This is a genomic window from Anabaena sp. PCC 7938, from assembly GCF_049315035.1.
Taxonomy (GTDB): domain Bacteria; phylum Cyanobacteriota; class Cyanobacteriia; order Cyanobacteriales; family Nostocaceae; genus Anabaena; species Anabaena cylindrica.
In genome coordinates, this window is sequence record NZ_CP186034.1 from 4202459 (window position 1) to 4219967 (window position 17509).

Annotated in this window: 15 protein-coding genes and 3 pseudogenes; 8 read left to right on the forward strand and 10 right to left on the reverse strand. The window is 37.2% G+C overall.

Annotated features, from left to right (window positions below):
* Positions 1-103 precede the first annotated feature (103 nt).
* Positions 104-208, reverse strand: a complete 105-nt coding sequence (locus ACOWPH_RS19165; protein WP_015216983.1) for a photosystem II reaction center protein T — start codon at positions 206-208, stop codon at positions 104-106.
* A gap of 100 nt (positions 209-308) precedes the next feature.
* The gene (psbB, locus tag ACOWPH_RS19170; RefSeq protein ID WP_015216984.1) at positions 309-1838 is read right to left on the reverse strand and encodes a photosystem II chlorophyll-binding protein CP47; all 1530 of its coding nucleotides are present in this window, start codon (positions 1836-1838) and stop codon (positions 309-311) included.
* Between the two features lie 687 nt (positions 1839-2525).
* On the opposite strand from psbB, the gene ACOWPH_RS19175 reads away from it, so the two are divergent.
* The 6 genes from ACOWPH_RS19175 (at position 2526) to ACOWPH_RS19200 (ending at position 7723) form a co-directional block, all read left to right on the forward strand.
* The gene (locus tag ACOWPH_RS19175) at positions 2526-3518 is read left to right on the forward strand and encodes a hypothetical protein (RefSeq protein ID WP_250855222.1); all 993 of its coding nucleotides are present in this window, start codon (positions 2526-2528) and stop codon (positions 3516-3518) included.
* A 106-nt stretch (positions 3519-3624) separates the two neighbouring features.
* Positions 3625-3879, forward strand: a complete 255-nt coding sequence (locus ACOWPH_RS19180) for a type II toxin-antitoxin system Phd/YefM family antitoxin (protein WP_015216986.1) — start codon at positions 3625-3627, stop codon at positions 3877-3879.
* Entirely contained in the window at positions 3876-4136 is a 261-nt protein-coding gene (locus ACOWPH_RS19185) for a Txe/YoeB family addiction module toxin (RefSeq protein WP_015216987.1), read from the forward strand. The genes ACOWPH_RS19180 and ACOWPH_RS19185 overlap by 4 nt, the downstream gene beginning before the upstream one ends.
* A 24-nt stretch (positions 4137-4160) precedes the next feature.
* Entirely contained in the window at positions 4161-4730 is a 570-nt protein-coding gene (locus ACOWPH_RS19190; protein ID WP_015216988.1) for a Uma2 family endonuclease, read from the forward strand.
* A gap of 87 nt (positions 4731-4817) precedes the next feature.
* Positions 4818-6476 (forward strand): ABC transporter substrate-binding protein, encoded by a 1659-nt coding sequence (locus tag ACOWPH_RS19195; RefSeq protein WP_015216989.1) that lies wholly within the window; start codon positions 4818-4820, stop codon positions 6474-6476.
* Between the two features lie 221 nt (positions 6477-6697).
* Positions 6698-7723 carry an ABC transporter permease gene (locus tag ACOWPH_RS19200; protein ID WP_015216990.1) on the forward strand — a complete coding sequence of 342 codons (1026 nt, stop codon included), beginning with the start codon at positions 6698-6700 and terminating at the stop codon, positions 7721-7723.
* Positions 7724-7781: 58 nt separating this feature from the next.
* Here the strand turns inward: ACOWPH_RS19200 and ACOWPH_RS19205 are convergent, their stop codons facing one another.
* From ACOWPH_RS19205 to dnaK, 4 genes are all read right to left on the reverse strand, one after another.
* The gene (locus ACOWPH_RS19205; RefSeq protein ID WP_015216991.1) at positions 7782-8297 is read right to left on the reverse strand and encodes a hypothetical protein; all 516 of its coding nucleotides are present in this window, start codon (positions 8295-8297) and stop codon (positions 7782-7784) included.
* 19 nt (positions 8298-8316) lie between these two features.
* Positions 8317-9018, reverse strand: a complete 702-nt coding sequence (locus tag ACOWPH_RS19210) for a hypothetical protein (protein ID WP_015216992.1) — start codon at positions 9016-9018, stop codon at positions 8317-8319.
* Positions 9008-9781, reverse strand: coding sequence for a TIGR04255 family protein (locus tag ACOWPH_RS19215; RefSeq protein ID WP_015216993.1), 774 nt, complete (start codon positions 9779-9781; stop codon positions 9008-9010). Before ACOWPH_RS19215 ends, ACOWPH_RS19210 begins: the two co-directional genes overlap by 11 nt.
* Positions 9782-10186: 405 nt before the next feature.
* Positions 10187-12094: a molecular chaperone DnaK gene (dnaK, locus tag ACOWPH_RS19220; protein WP_015216994.1), complete on the reverse strand. Its 1908-nt coding sequence runs from the start codon at positions 12092-12094 to the stop codon at positions 10187-10189.
* A 450-nt stretch (positions 12095-12544) separates the two neighbouring features.
* On the opposite strand from dnaK, the pseudogene ACOWPH_RS19225 reads away from it, so the two are divergent.
* A pseudogene (locus tag ACOWPH_RS19225) lies at positions 12545-13075 on the forward strand (Rpn family recombination-promoting nuclease/putative transposase); the annotation flags it as partial.
* Between the two features lie 297 nt (positions 13076-13372).
* Here ACOWPH_RS19225 and ACOWPH_RS19230 read toward each other — a convergent pair.
* Both ACOWPH_RS19230 and ACOWPH_RS19235 read right to left on the reverse strand, forming a co-directional pair.
* Positions 13373-14714, reverse strand: a pseudogene (locus tag ACOWPH_RS19230) (IS1634 family transposase); the annotation flags it as partial.
* 163 nt (positions 14715-14877) lie between these two features.
* Positions 14878-15189: pseudogene (locus ACOWPH_RS19235) on the reverse strand (DUF4277 domain-containing protein); the annotation flags it as partial.
* A gap of 121 nt (positions 15190-15310) precedes the next feature.
* Here ACOWPH_RS19235 and ACOWPH_RS19240 point away from each other — a divergent pair.
* The gene (locus ACOWPH_RS19240) at positions 15311-15640 is read left to right on the forward strand and encodes an Rpn family recombination-promoting nuclease/putative transposase (RefSeq protein WP_313933840.1); all 330 of its coding nucleotides are present in this window, start codon (positions 15311-15313) and stop codon (positions 15638-15640) included.
* A 130-nt stretch (positions 15641-15770) separates the two neighbouring features.
* Here the strand turns inward: ACOWPH_RS19240 and ACOWPH_RS19245 are convergent, their stop codons facing one another.
* Positions 15771-16226, reverse strand: a complete 456-nt coding sequence (locus ACOWPH_RS19245) for an ArsI/CadI family heavy metal resistance metalloenzyme (RefSeq protein ID WP_015216997.1) — start codon at positions 16224-16226, stop codon at positions 15771-15773.
* Between the two features lie 49 nt (positions 16227-16275).
* Positions 16276-17424, reverse strand: coding sequence for an ACR3 family arsenite efflux transporter (arsB, locus tag ACOWPH_RS19250; RefSeq protein WP_015216998.1), 1149 nt, complete (start codon positions 17422-17424; stop codon positions 16276-16278).
* Positions 17425-17509 lie beyond the last annotated feature (85 nt).

The following is a 17509-nucleotide window of genomic DNA, read 5'->3' on the forward strand; positions in this document are numbered from 1 at the left end:
TTAGCAAAAGATATTCGCAAGATTATCCGTTGCAACCTAGAATAGGCGGCAACGGATAGAATCTTTAGATTACCTGACAAGTCAGGTAAATGGTAATAGGAATCTATTTTTCTTTTTTCTCAAACCGGGGTGGTTCGCGGAATGCGATCGCAAAAAAGAGAACGCCTATTGCCAAAGTGAAAATCAAGATGTATGCAACACTTTCCATATTACGAGTTCCTGTTTATCCAGTCGGTAATATTAGTGTACCAAGGACAGGGATTAGGTGTTGGTTAATATCCCCAATTCCAATCCCCATTCCCCAAAAGTTAGAGAGCTTCTTTCCGACGGGTTGATTTATCACCCAATTTCTGGAATAGACCCCACTCAACTTGCTCTTCTAGATCTGCTTCCACACCAGCGAACACGTCTCGGTAGATTGTCCGAGAACCATGCCAGAGGTGTCCAAAGAAGAATAGGAGGGCAAATACAGCGTGACCAAAGGTAAACCAGCCTCTGGGAGATGTACGGAATACACCATCAGATTTTAAAGTTTCCCGGTCAAATTCAAAGATTTCTCCACCTTGAGCCTTACGGGCATACTTCTTCACATCAGCAGGATCTGTAAAGGTTTGACCATTCAGATTACCACCGTAGAAGCTAACAGTAACGCCTGTTTGCTCAAAGCTATACTTAGACTCTGCCCGACGGAAGGGGATATCAGCGCGGATAACACCATCTGCGTCAGTCAAAATCACTGGGAAGGTTTCAAAGAAGTTAGGTAGACGACGTACAGTCAACTCCCGACCTTCACCATCTTTAAATACAGCGTGTCCTTGCCAAGACTGAGCAATACCATCACCGTTAACCATTGCTCCTGTACGGAACAAACCACCTTTAGCGGGGCTATTGCCTACGTAATCGTAGAAAGCCAGTTTTTCGGGAATTTTTGCCCAAGCTTCAGCGAGGGTAGCACCTTGGGCAACATCTGTTTGCACACGGCGCTCAATTTCTTCATGGAAGTAGCCTTGATCCCATTGGTAACGGGTAGGGCCAAAAAGTTCAATGGGGGTGGTGGCGTTACCGTACCACATTGTTCCAGCAACAATGAAAGCGGCAAAGAATACCGCTGCGATACTGCTAGAAAGCACGGTTTCGATGTTACCCATCCGTAGGGCTTTGTAGAGCCTTTCGGGTGGACGAACTGTAAGGTGGAATAAACCAGCAATAATACCGACAACACCAGCAGCTATGTGGTGAGCGACAACGCCACCAGGGTTAAACGGGTTAAACCCGGCTGGTCCCCATTCTGGTGCTACTGCTTGGATGCTACCAGTGACACCGTAGGCATCGGAAACCCACATTCCAGGGCCAAATAGTCCTGTGAGGTGGAATGCACCAAAACCGAAACAAAGTAAACCAGATAAAAACAGGTGGATGCCAAACATTTTTGGCAAGTCTAAAGCAGGTTCGCCTGTGCGAGGATCTCTAAATAATTCCAAATCCCAGTAAACCCAGTGCCAAACGGCAGCGAGGAATAACAAACCGGAAAGAACAATGTGAGCAGCTGCAACGCCTTCAAATGACCAGAAACCAGGATCGGTTGCTTGTCCACCAGTAACGCTCCAACCACCCCAAGATTCGGTGACACCTAGACGTGACATAAAGGGTAGTACGAACATCCCTTGCCGCCACATGGGGTTGAGAACTGGATCACTGGGATTGTAAATAGCCAGTTCATACAATGCCATTGAACCAGCCCAGCCAGCAACTAGGGCTGTGTGCATTAAGTGTACAGAAATCAGCCGACCTGGATCGTTCAGAACAACTGTATGTACTCGGTACCAGGGTAGTCCCATTGACTACAATCCTCCTAGATGAATTAGTTTACAAAGCAATTTTCTTACTGAGGTTCTCAGAAACGACAGTCGTTTCTTGGAGAAATTTCTGAGTTTTTTGTTATTGCCAGTCTTGAGTCTTACCACAGATTAGCCTGTGGTTTAGCAATGCTGATCCGCTGTTATAGGTAAATTTCCTTGGAGTTGCGAACTTTTGGGAAGTGGCTATTTGAGCGGCTATGCGATCGCCAAGCAAAAATGAGAATATTTTAAAAAGTGTAACTATTGATGGGACTCTTTGCAAGCGTCTCAATAAATGCAATTACCTAGTTTGTGGCTCAAATATCGCTACCAATCCCCAAAATACTGCTGTTTATCTTCTGAATCCCTCTAGAGTGCTGAAGTTATTTTAAGCTCACAATGTACCGCATAAAACTAAATTGGGGTTTTTCCAGGCGATCGCTTGTTGAAGAATTACAGGTTTTATTTTAGACAAGATTTACACATAATAATTTGTGCAATCATCAAGGAATAGACGCAAAAGCCTGTAATTGTTTACAAAATTCAGTAGAGAACCCAAAAAAGTATGTATAATAAACAAGCATTAACTACGAGTTAGCTATTGTGAGCAAGTTTAATGTCTTCATGAATGCCTACCAGCAACCAGAGAATAAATTGACTTACAATTTTCTCTGCTTAATTAAACATATGCCAAACAATAAAGAGTTTATCGAATTTCTAACTGATGGAAAATTTAGTTTATTGCAACAGAAACCTGTTTGTGTAAAAGGTGTTTTTGTTGGTTATGAATCAAATCCTGATGGAAAATTTAGCTTTTCAACTCATGATGATCAAAATATAAATATTTACTTCGAGAATAAAACATTTAGGCTTGGTTTAACTAAAGAACAAATTTTAAGACACAACGAGAAATTTTGCCGAGACAATAACTCTTTTTTATTAGTTGTTACTCCAAAAATAACAGACAAAAGTATTATAGAAGATTGTATTAAAGATGCAGGATCAAAATTCTTTTTTAAAACATGGAATGAAATAGCACAACAACTCCATAAAATTGAAGAATCTAATCCTAGTTTTGTTGTATCCCAATTTCTAGAATATGGAAAATTAAGTAAGGAATTTATGAATATGCAACCAACTAATGATGATGTCAATATCTATATTTATTCACTGATAAACAAGATAGAAGAAAAGATAATAGGCTCTTTAAAAAATATACATATTGATTCACTGTTTAAAAAATCTATTAATATTAAAAGGAGGAAGAATATTAATGATGACAATATAGATTGGGGTAGAGTAGGATATGAATATGATTTTAAGAATGCTTACAAAATGTGGTTTTTTTATGGCATATATTTTGATGATGATGACCACGGAATAAAATTCAAAAAAAAATCTGAATCAGAAATTGCTTTCTTCTTTGATATTGACCCAGAAAAGAGAGATGAACTTAAAGAAAATTCTAGTTTAAAAAGTATATTTGATGGTTTTAAAAAGCAAGGAATTGAAGAAAACTTATTTAATGACATGACATCAAATAAATGGCGGTTATTGGCGTATAGAATACCTATTTCTGAGTTTGGTGAATTTAGTACATCGAATCTAACAGATAATTTAGAGAAAATATTAAACATTGTTTTTTCAGAAGAATTTGTAAAAATTATCACCAAAAGTTAGCCGCTTAGTTTTGATTGTCTATCATCATCTCTTTCTTGCCTTGATTTTAATCCTGAAATTTCTAGGCTAGAATTTAACTAATATTTAACAGTTAAAGGAGGATCAAATGGATGCAATGACTACTCAGCAAGCAAGTAATGACTTAGATGGTTTGATAGATCGGGTTATTGCAGATGTAGAACCAACAATTATTTGTAATAACAAAGGCAATAAGGCTATTTTAATTTCTCTAGACGAATTTTCATCATGGCAAGAAACATTGTATTTACTGTCAAATCCTGTTAATGCCAAGCATCTTCTTACCTCAATTCAATTAGCAAAAGCAGGTGAAGTTGTTGAGAGAGATTTAATTGAAGAATGAAACTCACATTTACAGAATCTGCATGGGAGGATTATTTGTGGTTTCAAGAGACTGATAAGAAACTCTTGAAAAGAATCAATACTCTAATTAAAGAAATTCTGCGGAGTCCTGTTGAGGGCATTGGTAAACCAGAACAATTGAAAGCTAATTTATCAGGTTATTGGTCAAGGCGCATCAACACCGAACACCGATTAGTATATGAAGTGTTAGAAGACAACATAATTATTGTAGCTTGTCGGTTTCATTATCAAGATTAGATGTTAAGCATGGGAGAAAAAGCAATGACATTAGCAATTACTAAAAAGATGTCCTTTGAGGAATTTCTCAACTTTGACGATGGTACGGATAGTTTATATGAATTGGAAAATGGAGAATTAATTCCCATGCCTTCAGAAAGTGATATAAATCAACGGATAGCAATGTTTTTGGTGGCTTATTTTTTAACCTATGGTATCCCATCTTCTCGATTGCGGATGAAGGCTGAGGTGGCTGTGAATAGCAGAAGGGTGGGTGTGCGTGTACCTGATCTGGTAGTATTTTCTGAAGAGTTAGCTGTTGCAATGGAGGGCGCTAGTCGATCGCTTGTGTATATGGATATGCCGCCACCGTTATTGGTGGTTGAGGTGGTAAGTCCTAATCAGGCTAATCGTGATTATCGCTACAAAAGATCCGAGTATGCAGCACGGGGTATTGCTGAATATTGGATTGTTGATCCCATTGCCGAAAAGGTGACGGTGTTGGAATGGGTGGAGGGTTTTTATGACGAGCAGGTATATAAAAATGATAATGTGATTGTTTCCACCGTATTTCCTGATCTCAAGTTGACCGCTGCTCAAGTTTTACAAAAATGAGATGCTATTGTTGTAAAAACAATCTGATTATATGTAATTAGCTAAATATATATCTTAGAATAATTGACTGCTGATAAAAAAAAATTAATGGTTATAACTTGGTTGTCTTGGGCTATGAGACGGTGGGGTAGGATGGCAAAATTCCTATCTTTGTTCTCTCTATGTTTATTGTTGGCTGTAAGCTGTACCCCCAGTCAACAGACAAATACACCTAATTCTGGTGCTGTGAATACTCCTGCTGGTGATGGCAGGATTACTGTAGGTACAACTCAGAAGCCGCGTACCCTTGATCCTGCCGATGGGTATGAATTGGCATCTTTGGGTTTAGTGTTTAATATGAGCGATCGCTTGTACACCTATGAACCAGGCAGCACGGAAATCAAACCCCAACTGGCCACAGCATTACCTAAAGTTAGTGCAGATGGTTTAACTTACACCATCCCCATCCGTGAAGGAGTGGTTTTCCATGATGATACCCCCTTCAACGCCAAAGCAATGGAATTTAGTATCCAGCGCTTTATAGAAAATAAGGGTAAACCCTCCTTTTTATTAGCTGATACAATAGCCTCTGTAAAAGCCACAAGGGACTATGAGTTAACAATTAAGCTGAAAAAGCCTTTTGCGGCGTTTCCATCCTTGTTGGCGTTTTCTGGGGTATGTCCAGTTTCCCCCAAAGCTTATGAAATTGGTGCAGGTAAATTTAAACCCAATATCTTTATTAGTACTGGCCCTTACAAATTAGCCCAGTATGGAACTGATTCCCTGCGTTTTGATGTATTCGATAAATATTGGGGTGAAAAACCAGCCAATAACGGTATTAATGTCCAAATTCAAACCAGTCCAGTCAATTTGTTTAATGCTTTTCGGACTGGTGCGGTAGATGTAGCTTACTTATCTTTACAACCAGACCAAATTCGCAGTTTAGAAGCAGGTGCGAAAAAAGGAGATTGGCAAGCTATAACAGCCCAAGGTAGTGTGGTTAGTTATATGGTGTTGAATCGGAATCAGAAGCCTTTAGATAAAATCGAGGTCAGAAGTGCGATCGCATCACTAATTAATCGTCCATTATTAAATGAGCGCGTTTTGTTTAGTCAAGCAGATCCGCTTTACAGCATGATTCCTACTACCTTCAACGTTTCCCAGCCATTATTTAAAGATAAATATGGTGATGGCAACTTTGAACAAGCTCAAAAATCATTAATTGCAGCAGGTTTTTCCAAAGAAAACCCGGCTAAAATCCAAATTTGGTATCCTTCCAGTTCACCCACTCGCAGTTTAGCAGCACAGACACTAAAATCTCTAGCTGATACCAAAATGGATGGCATATTGCAACTGGAAGTAAACACAGTAGAAGGTGCTACCTTCTTTAAAAAGATTTCCGAAGGTTTATATCCAGCAGCATTACTTGATTGGTATCCAGACTTTTTAGATCCAGATAACTATGTACAACCATTTTTAGCCTGTGAAAAAGGCTCAGTTGCGAAAGGATGTGAAAATGGAGGCAGTCAAACTCAGGGTTCATTCTATTACAGTGAAGCCATGAATAAGCTGATAGATCAGCAACGCAAAGAACAAAATCCTGAAGCCAGGAAAAAAATATTTGCAGATATTCAAAACCAAGTTTTAACTGATGTTCCCTACGTACCTTTATGGCAAAACAAAGATTATGTATTTGCCCAAAAAGGTGTAAGTAACGTTAACCTTGACCCCACCCAAAACCTGATTTATAAAACGATTAAAAAGTAAGTTTTAGTCATTGGTCATTAGTAACTAATCCTGACTCCTTCCTGCCTCCTGTAAAAGTTTCATTTCTCGTTTTCTCGTTCCCAGTCTCTGACTGGGAATGCTATCACAGAGGCTCTGCCTCTAATTTAATCGAAGGCAGAGCCTTCTAGAATTCATTCCCATACAGAGTATGGGAACGAGATAATATATAATTCCTGAACTCCTGAACTCCTATTTAAAATATGTCTCGTTCTAAAGCCTTACAATATTACATAGTTTCTCGGTTGCTCTTTGCGCCACTACAATTATTAACTATTATCACTCTTGTCTTTCTTTTACTCAGAGCCACACCAGGAGATCCAGCAGATGCAATTCTTGGTGGACGTGCGCCAGAAAGTGCTAAAGAAGAATTAAGAAAACAACTAGGTTTAGACTTACCTATATGGCTACAATATCTCAATTATTTAGGACATATCCTGCGTTTTGATTTAGGAACTTCCTTAACAAGTCGAGGACAGCAAGTGTGGGAAATAATTGGGCAACATTTCCCTGCCACAGTGGAATTAGCAGTTTCAAGTATGGCTGTGGCGCTAATTGTTGGTGTTTTAGTGGGTACTTTTTCCGCTTCTCGTCCGGGGACATCTTTTGATGTTGGTGGGCGTTTATTTGGAATAATTACCTATGCCTTACCTATGTTTTGGGCAGGTATGTTGTTACAATTAATTTTCTCAGTTCAACTGGGTTGGTTTCCCAATTCTAACCGCTTTCCTCCAAATCTCCCTGCACCTTCATCTATCACAGGTTTATATACAGTTGATAGTTTATTAACTGGTAATTTCAGTCAGTTATTCACTGCTTTACATCATTTGGCTTTACCAAGTCTTACCTTGGGAATTTTGCTGAGTGGAATTTTTGAGCGGATTGTCAGAGTTAATTTAAAACAAACCTTAAAAGCTGATTATGTAGAAGCAGCTAGGGCGCGGGGAATTTCTGAAAATAAGATTTTAGTCTCCCATGCTTTGAAAAACGCCTTAATTCCTGTAATTACGGTTTTGGGGTTAACATTTGCTTCCCTCTTAGGTGGGGCGATTTTAACGGAAGTCACATTTTCCTGGCCTGGGTTAGCAAATCGACTATATCAAGCTATTTCTGACCGCGATTATCCAACAGTGCAGGGGGTTTTAGTATTTTTTGGTGCGATCGTTGTGAGTGCAAGTATTTTAATTGATATTCTCAATGCTTATGTAGATCCAAGAATTAGATATTAATGCAGTGAGGAAATATATATAGGATGTTTACCTTGTAGTAGATAGAACTATTTTTTTATTAGTTTAATTTTTCACACTTGCAATTTGGGCTATTAGTCACTATGGCTTTACATCCTAAAGTTTTTAAAGCATTTAAAATTTTCATAGTATCTTTCCTTTTGCAGCGCTTTGCTTCTCTATTTTTTGACATAATATTTTCACATAATTTGTAAGCAGAATTTATGTCAATGGAAGCATTGAAATGTAGCTTTTGGGAATGTAAACAAGCTCCTTCTATCACTAATTCAAATTTTATACCAATTTCTTGTAATTCTTCTTCAGTTATCCAGATAAAATCAAAATTCTGATCATTTGGAGTTCTATTTGCACTTATAGCAACTATTGTTGCATACAAATCTTCATTTGAGTTGACTAGATAAAGACTATTAACACCATCATCAAATATATTTACAGATGCTTTTCGAGCGCGTTCCTGTTCACTATTACAATCCTCTGGATTCCAATGTGTGAGCTTATTTATTTTTCTGATATATGCAGGAGTTTGTACACCAAAATCTTCAAGAGTTGGAATCATTGTTTAAAGTTCTCAACTCCTACATATCTTCTAAAGCTTCTTTGGCATATTCTTTTACATATTCATCGTGTTCAGAATCTGACAAAAAATATTCTAATTGACTTTTGATAGCTTGAATATCTATCTCATCTTCCATGATTAGCAAAGCATCTATAATTGCAGCTTTTACTGAGCGTCTGTTGCTATCTGGGATTAATTTAACGATTGCATTAAATCTTTTTTGAACAGGGATATTAGAGGTACAAGCAATACTAGTAATTAGAATTTCCCATTTTTCTTCTAAAACTAATAAATCTTTATTGTCTAAGTCGGGTTTGTGTAGGTGATTGAGAGTAGAGATTATTACATTTCCACATTCAGCTAACAGCATAACTGTAGCATCAAAACCTTCACGAATTTTTCTGGAAGTACCCAAATCTAATACTTCCAATACTGTGTCAGTAGAGGTGATATATTGTGCAACATTTTTAGCAAGTGCTTTTCTTTTATTTGGATGCTCTTGGAAATAATCTTTGATTAGAATTAAACCAATGAATTCACCAGCATAATAATTTCTTTCTCTATCAATATTGGGCTGAGGATTATTCTTCTTAGCCTTGACATCTTTGTTAACCTGTATTTTGGAATAAAAAGATCCATTAATATCGTTTAAAAATTTATTTTCCTTGTAGAGTTTTTCCTCCTCGATTTGAGAAGCACTAGCATATTTTTTAGTATTCATAACGCCCCCATGATTTTTGAGCCTCATCCTTCGTTAGTTCCAAAAAAGCTGTAACAACATAATCATGAGCAGATGTAAACCAATCTATTATTGGAATCGTAGTATTGCTGCTTTTTGTAAGTAGTTGAAAAAACAAAAATAATTCATCGTCTGATATTACTTCTTCACTATAATTATCTGATCTAGATAATTGTTCTAATCTAATCAACAGGGTTCCTGAGTTATCAGGTAATAAAAAACTAATTTTAAAATCCAGTGAAACGGGAAAATTCAATAAATCAGTTCCTTCTGTTGTTCCAAAATTAAATATTTTGGAATAATCTTTAGCATTTTCCCAACCCAATTTTTTGCCTATTTGATTTATATAAGTCAAACCATAATTTCGCAATTCTATAGATTCTTGTGCAATATTTAACCACCATGCTTTTAGATGATTCCAGTGATAAATAAATTCTTTAAGAATATCCTCAAACGCAGGATTTTTATTTTGCTGATCGTACCTCCAGTTAAATATGAATAGATTATCTTGAAGTTGAATTAGTTTTTTTCCATCATTTGATATAAACCATACTCTTTGTAAAAGAGGTGTAGAATTTTCGTTCTCTTCCAAAATAATTGGTCTTTTATCTTGTTGCACTGGAAAATCTAACCGAATTGACTCCCAATAAAGTCCGAAATGGACAGAAGAAAAACCAGGAGCAACAAATTCTACAGAAAAAATTATCTCATCTAGTGGGGGCCGTGTAAATCTTACTGAAGCCATTAGTCTGGGTGGTGATTATATTAATCATTTAGCAATATACAATAATATTAGCATTCATATAGATGGCAAAGCTAGACACAATTCATGGACTGGAAAAGCTGAGTTTTAGTATAGCTTGTGATTTCCATAACAAGTTTCTTGTAAATCAATGTTCATAGTCTGTTAATTTTTACCAAATTATTGATAGGACTTATGCACTCAGCCAAGTTGAGAACGGTAGAATAGGCGTTTCAACTTCTGGAGAGATTCTTCGCTGCGCTCAGAATGACAGTTTTCCATTTCAGTGCGTGAGTCCTGATTGAGTCTGATGCACGCACGCACACAATAGCCAAAAAAATTCCCACCCAGGTAAACACCTGAATGGGTATTCAAAAAGGGAGTTTAATTACCCCCTAGAGAATAGAATTATTTGCTTTCAGTGAAATCAGCATCAATCACATCGTCACCACTGCCAGAAGGGGGAGTAGCACCACCATCTTGAGGAGGTTCAGCACCGGGAGCTTCACCTGCACCAGCTTGTTGATAGATGTTGCTACCAATAGCAAACAGAGCTTGTTGCAATTCTGGTGTCAGTTTCTGGATTTGCTCATCATCTTCCTTAGCCACTGCTTCCCGCAGTTCTTTCACCAAACCTTCAACTTTGGTTTTATCAGCTTCAGGAACTTTATCACCTAATTCTTGCAACTGCTTTTCAGCTTGATATGCTAAAGAGTCAGCTTGGTTCTTGCGTTCAATCTTTTCACGCCGTTCTTTGTCACTAGAAGCGTTTTGTTCGGCTTCGCGCACCATGCGGTCAACATCATTTTTATCCAAGGTGGAAGCGCCGGTAATGCTGATAGATTGTTCCTTACCAGTGCCTTTATCCTTAGCGGTGACGTTGAGGATACCGTTTGCATCAATGTCAAAGGTAACTTCAATTTGAGGAACGCCACGAGGTGCGGGAGGAATACCATCTAAACGGAAGGTTCCCAAACTCTTGTTATCGTTAGAAAATTCCCGTTCCCCTTGGAGGACATGAATTTCCACGTTGGTTTGACCGTCTACAGCAGTCGAGAAGACTTCTGATTTTTTGGTAGGAATGGTGGTGTTGCGAGGAATAATCTTGGTCATCACACCACCCAAGGTTTCTACACCTAAGGACAGTGGTGAAACGTCTAACAGTAAGATGCCTGTAACGTCACCAGCGAGAACACCCGCTTGAATAGCTGCACCAACTGCTACCACTTCATCAGGGTTAACAGTTTGGTTTGGGTCTTTACCTAGCACCCGCTTGACTACATCTTGGACTGCGGGAATCCGGGTGGAACCACCAACCAGTACGACTTCATCAATGTTGCTCTTATTTAATTTGGCATCTCTAAGAGCATTTTCTACAGGGATGCGGCAACGGTCAATTAAGTCAGAGCAAAGTTCTTCAAATGTGCCACGAGTTAGAGTTGTATCCAGGTGCTTGGGGCCGTCCTGGGTTGCTGTAATAAATGGCAGGTTGATTTCGGCTTGGGTAACGCTAGAAAGCTCAATTTTGGCTTTTTCTGCGGCTTCAGTTAAACGTTGTAAGGCTTGTTTGTCTTTGCGTAAATCAATGCCTTCGTCTTTTTTGAATTTTTCAGCTAAAAAGTCAACTATTTTTTTATCGAAGTCGTCACCACCAAGGTGGGTATCTCCGGATGTAGCTAGTACTTCAAATACGCCATCACCAACTTCTAGTACGGATACGTCGAAGGTACCACCACCAAGGTCAAAGACGAGGATGGTTTCGTTGCTCTTTTTATCGAAACCGTAAGCTAGAGAGGCTGCTGTAGGTTCGTTAATGATTCGGAGAACTTCAATCCCGGCGATTTTTCCAGCGTCTTTGGTTGCTTGGCGTTGGGAGTCGTTGAAGTATGCGGGAACGGTGATGACTGCTTGGGTAACGGTTTCACCCAGATATTTACTAGCGTCTTCTACTAGTTTGCGGAGGACTTGGGCAGAAATTTCTTCGGGAGAAAATTGTTTGCCTGCACCTGGGGAGTCTAGCTTAACGTTACCGCCACTACCTAGCACTTTGTAAGATACTTCAGTGGTTTCTTTGGTAACTTCGTCATAACGACGACCGATGAAACGTTTAACCGAATAAAAGGTATTTTCGGGGTTCATGACCGCTTGACGTTTGGCAATTTGACCAACCAAGCGATCGCCATTTTTAGCGAATGCCACCACTGATGGTGTTGTCCGAAAGCCTTCTGCATTAGCGATTACGGTGGGTTTACCACCTTCCATCACTGCTACGCAGGAGTTAGTCGTACCTAAGTCAATTCCAACTACTTTTGCCATTTTATGTTGTGGCTCCGTATAACTACAAATAAAGGACTAAATTTTGAACCAACTGAATCTAAAAAAACAGTCAGTGCAGCATGGTTGAGCTGGTCTGGGGTCAAAACCGCAAGTTATGCTGATATATATACTGAACTTGTGTAGTCAGTCCATGAAGGGTGGCTTCCCGAACCTTGAATAGGACGGTTAATTTTAAAGGTTGTTTTTAATTGGTTCATGGATTGAACTGTTGTCACTCTGACTAATGTATGAGAATTAATACGTTCATGAATTGGGGTGAACCGTAATCTCTAAGTCGTATTTGCCGTCAAAATGAAGCTTTAGGCAACCTGAATCCATGGTTTATTATCCAGTGACCTAATAAAATGACGTTTTCAACTGTGGAAAACACTGGAGTAGTTAACGAAAAGGTAAAATAGCGAGAGTGCCAATTTTAGCAATCTATCCAGCGTGAAAACTGATAGCATATTTTATCGCCTTTTTCAAGAGTTTCCCAGCATATTTTTTGAATTAATTGGCAAGCAAGCCCAAATAGCAGCAGCTTATCAGTTCTCTTCTATCGAAATTAAGCAAACTGCATTTCGGATAGATGGAGTTTTTATACCAACGCAGGATGAACAAAACACTATCTATTTTGTAGAAGTCCAGTTTCAAACCGATACGGAAATTTATTTTCGTCTATTCTCGGAAATATCTTTATATTTACGGCAATATCAACCTCAAAATCCGTGGAGGGGAGTTGTTATTTATCCCAGTCGCAGTTTAGATACAGCAGATACCAAGCATTACAGCGAATTTTTTACCAGTCAGCGTATTAGCCGTATTTATCTGAATGAATTAGGTGAAAGTGCATCTTTGCCTATTGGTATTGCTACCATAAAATTAATTATTGAGGATGAAAACACAGCAATTACTACTGCTAAAGAGTTAATTAACAGAACCCAGCAGGAAATCAGCAATGAACAACAACGGCAGTTATTACCCACATTCCGCAGATGTGACTCAGATTATTGATATTTTTGAAAAATTCCAGCCAGGAAAATTTTATCTACCTAATTTTTCTGGCTGAATTTAACTTTATTTGCCAAAAGATAGAGCTTATTAAGTAAGTTAATTTCACAAGTTTTTAAAATAGATTCTCTCTCTCAATTAAAGTAGTCATTTTCGGTAAAATAAACATGACAATTAAAGCCAAGAATATTTCCGTCTTCGCTAAAAACTTCTATTTACTACTTTTACCCTTGAACTTTCTACATCTTTTAGGTCAAATAAACCACATCAAGTAATTAGATAATATTTACTACAACTCTTTCCTAAATATCTGACAATCTTTTCACGTTCCTCCGTTAAATTGCTCATTTGTTTCTGTCCATTTATGATTACCAAATGTACAGCCTGAAACATCTGAAATACCCACCTCATTGTCGGTTTATTTGTGATTTTCTTAACTTGATTTCTAATCCCATCATCAAATTTAGCTAATTCTTGCCTTAATTTTCTTTGGGCAAGGTTATAGACTAACAAACACAATCCCATTATCATTGCTATTGCTTCTACTCTTTCCGGGGTTTTGACAAATACGCTTGATGTAAAAAACAATGGGTCTTTTAAAAATCTAAATCCTCTTTCGTTAGATTGTTGAGCTTTGTATTCTTCTAATACTTTCTCATCACTCAATTCATTTCTATCTAATACATTCGTTGCTAATATAAATCTCCCTGCGTTAATTTTTTTCAGTTTCTATTACTTCTTCTCTTGTTTCTATTTGACCTTTTATTTGATATTTTATTTGACTTGGTTCGGTCAATTTACTTGGTCTACCTGCTGTTTTATATTCTAGTTTCTCTATGTATTCAATTTCTTTTATTTGGTGATATTTCCAGGATTTTGATAGCTTTTCTATTACTATTTTTGCATCTGGCTGACAGGCGAACTCTTGTCTGGATAGTTTGCTGAGTGCGGCTTTTGCTTTTGCTTCCTGTTTTTTGACTTGTTTTTCTACTTGTTGGATACTTGATTTTTTTCTGATTTCACTTTCTACGATTATCCATCTTTGTTTTATGCCTGCATATTCTGATTCTTTGGCTGCTATTTTATAGCCTGATATTTGACTATCTTTCCATTCTGCTTCTTTTATATCTACAATTTTATTTTTTGCTTCTTTGATACTTAGTGGTACTCTTGTTATCCATTTCAGTTCTCTCATTGCTGCTAAGTTTTCTGCTGTATATAAGGCACTGTCTGCTACACTTATGCCCTCAAATGTCCATTGTTTTTTAAATTCTTTTAATCTTTCTACAAATACACTTTTATCATCTACGTTTCCTGAGTCTACTTTTAAATATAATGGGATGTCTCCATCTCCTGTTACTATCATGTCTATGATAAATTGTTTCAAGTCTGGTCTTTTATCTCTTGAATATCCGTGGACTATTTCTATTGCTTTCATCTCCGGTTCTATTTCTAATTTATTCTCTTCTGTTTCTTGCTTTATTTCGTCTATTTCTTTGATTTCTTTTTTGTACTCTCCTTCTACACTCATTGATGTCCCATCTAAATGAATACTATCCATTTCTACTTGGAATTTATGGGCTGCTTTTATGGCTACTGCTGTAAATATCGGTTCTTCGGTTATTTTTATGGACAACCTAGTTCAGAATCCTTGAAAGCCTTATCCTGTAAGCATTTCATTCAAGGAAGTACCATAATTATTTATAACCCTTGCGGGGCAAGGGTTTTGTTACAATAAATCCTCAATCACCATAAAAGGGATGCAAGAGCCGAAATATCTTGGTTGTTCCTATTTGATGATATTTGTCTAGTTCTCTTCCTAGTTTGTCGTCATTTAAATGCTCTGGTAATACTCCTTCTCCTATTAAATGTTCTGTTGCTTTTCCTACAAAAAATTCCCCAAATAGATATAATGGGGCGCTTAAAAACCCTAATCCATTCAATATCATCGCTTTTACTACTTGTCCTGGTGTTAGGGTTTCTTTTGTTTTTATTCCCACTATTTTATTCACTTCTTCTACCAATTCCATCTCGTCTATTATTCCTGCTACTATTCCTAAATGGTCTATATCTAGGGTTTGTATGGCAACTTGAGACTCTTTCACGGTTTTTCCCTTCTCTATTTGACGCTTTTTATTTTAACAAATAAAAGCCTGAAATCCTTGCTAGACAATCTTTTCAGGCTTTTCTTTCTCTAAATTTTTAATTCCTAAATTTGCTTTAACATCTGCGGAATGTGGGTTATTAGAAATAGTAGAAACTATTTTGGTTTATAAGTTTCCCAGAATGAGTCACAAGGAGATTGAGGCTATGTTTAGTTTAAGTGATTTGAAACAAACAAAGGTTTATCAGGAAGGAAGAGAGGAAGGAAGAGAAGAAGGGAGCTTGGAAGCAAAGTTAGAATCTATACCTAGATTATTAGCGTTGAATTTGACAGTAGAACAAATTGCACAGGCTTTGAATTTAACAGTTGAAACAGTTAAGCAAATCACACAAGAAATACCAAGTCAGAATGATGAAAAACAGAAAAAATAAAAATTTGATTGTTGATAAACGTTGAATAAAAAAAGCCTTATTTAATTTAGTTAATTAATAAGGCTTTTCATTTTATTAAACCTTCAAGGTTCAAATCAGATTCCCATATTTAAACCTTGCCCACCCTATATCATGCACAACAAGATTTTTTCAAAGGTTGTACTACCTGTTCAGAATCTATAGTAGCATCCACATTCTCTGCTGGTTTTGTGTCTGCCACCTTCACCACAAATACTTCCCAGCGATTTCCATCAGGATCTGTTACCCACACTTTATCTTGTAACGCATAGCAACATTCTGTATTTTCCTCTGTAAACAATGCTAGTCCAGCTTCTGCAAACCTTTGTATAGAAGCTTGTACTTCTTGGGTACTTTCAACCTGCACACCTAAATGAGATAATGCTCCCCCAGACTGTACGCTAGAAGTTATATTTAGTGTCAGGTTTAAAGGTGGTTTGGAAATATCAAACTTAGCATAATCAGTTTTATATTTCACAGGTTCAACACCAAACATTGCTTGATAAAATGTTACTGATTTCTCAATGTTAGTGACATTCAATGCAATATGAGTTTTTAGAACTGACATAAATTTTGCTCCTTGTAGGAATTATTTTATATTGATAAGATCAATATAACTAGGAAGGATGAATACAGCGGGGATCTAACAAAGTTGCCTTTTCTGGTTCTCTAGGAAACCAAGCTGCTGTGCGCTTACAAAATTCAACCAGCATTAACATTACTGGAACTTCAATTAAAACTCCTACCACTGTCGCTAATGCAGCACCAGAATTTAAACCAAATAACATTACTGCTGTGGCAATAGCGACTTCAAAATGATTACTAGCACCAATTAAAGCCGCAGGGGCTGCATCCTCATAAGTTATATTCAATTTTAATGCTGCTACATAACTAATCAAGAAAATGAAATTAGTTTGAATGAATAGCGGTACAGCAATTAATAAAATGTGCAAGGGATTCTTAACAATTAATTCACCCTTAAAGGCAAACAGCAAAACTAAAGTAATCAATAAAGCACTAGTAGCAATGGGAGAAAGATATTTCAGAAATTCTCTTTCAAACCATTGTTTACCTTTATATTTAAAAATCCAATAACGGCTATACATCCCTGCGACTAAGGGCAAACCAACATAAATCAATACAGATAAAACTATTGTTTGCCAAGGAACTATTAAATCATTTGCTGCTAGTAACCACCTACCCAAGGGTGCATATAAAAACAGCATTGCTAGAGAATTAACTGCCACCATGACCAAGGTATGTGCTTGATTTCCGTATGCAAGATATCCCCACATTAAAACCATTGCCGTACAAGGTGCAATTCCTAATAAAATTGCCCCAGCAATGTAAGAATTGGCTAAACTAACTTCATTGCCACGAATTAATTCTGTACCTGTAATCAATGGTTTAAATAACCAACCTAAAAAGAATTGGGCAAATACTACCATGGTGAATGGTTTAATCAACCAATTCATTACTAAAGTCAGAATTACAGGTTTCGGGGTGCGGAGTGCATTTGCAGCTTGGGTGAAGTCGATTTTTACCATGATGGGGTACATCATGAAAAATAGGCATATAGCAATGGGAATTGAGACTTGATAAATACTAATAGCGTCTAGTGTAACAGCAATGCCTGGAAATAATTTTCCCAATGCAATTCCTACTAAAATGCAGATAAATACCCAAACAGTGAGATATTTTTCAAAAAAGCTGAGATTGCTTTGAGCTTTAATTGGAATTATATTTTCTCCATTATTTACATTCATAAATATCTCCTAATAATTAATAGATGTAATTTATGATTTATAATGGGGAAAAACTATATATTACCCAATATAACTCATTACCTAA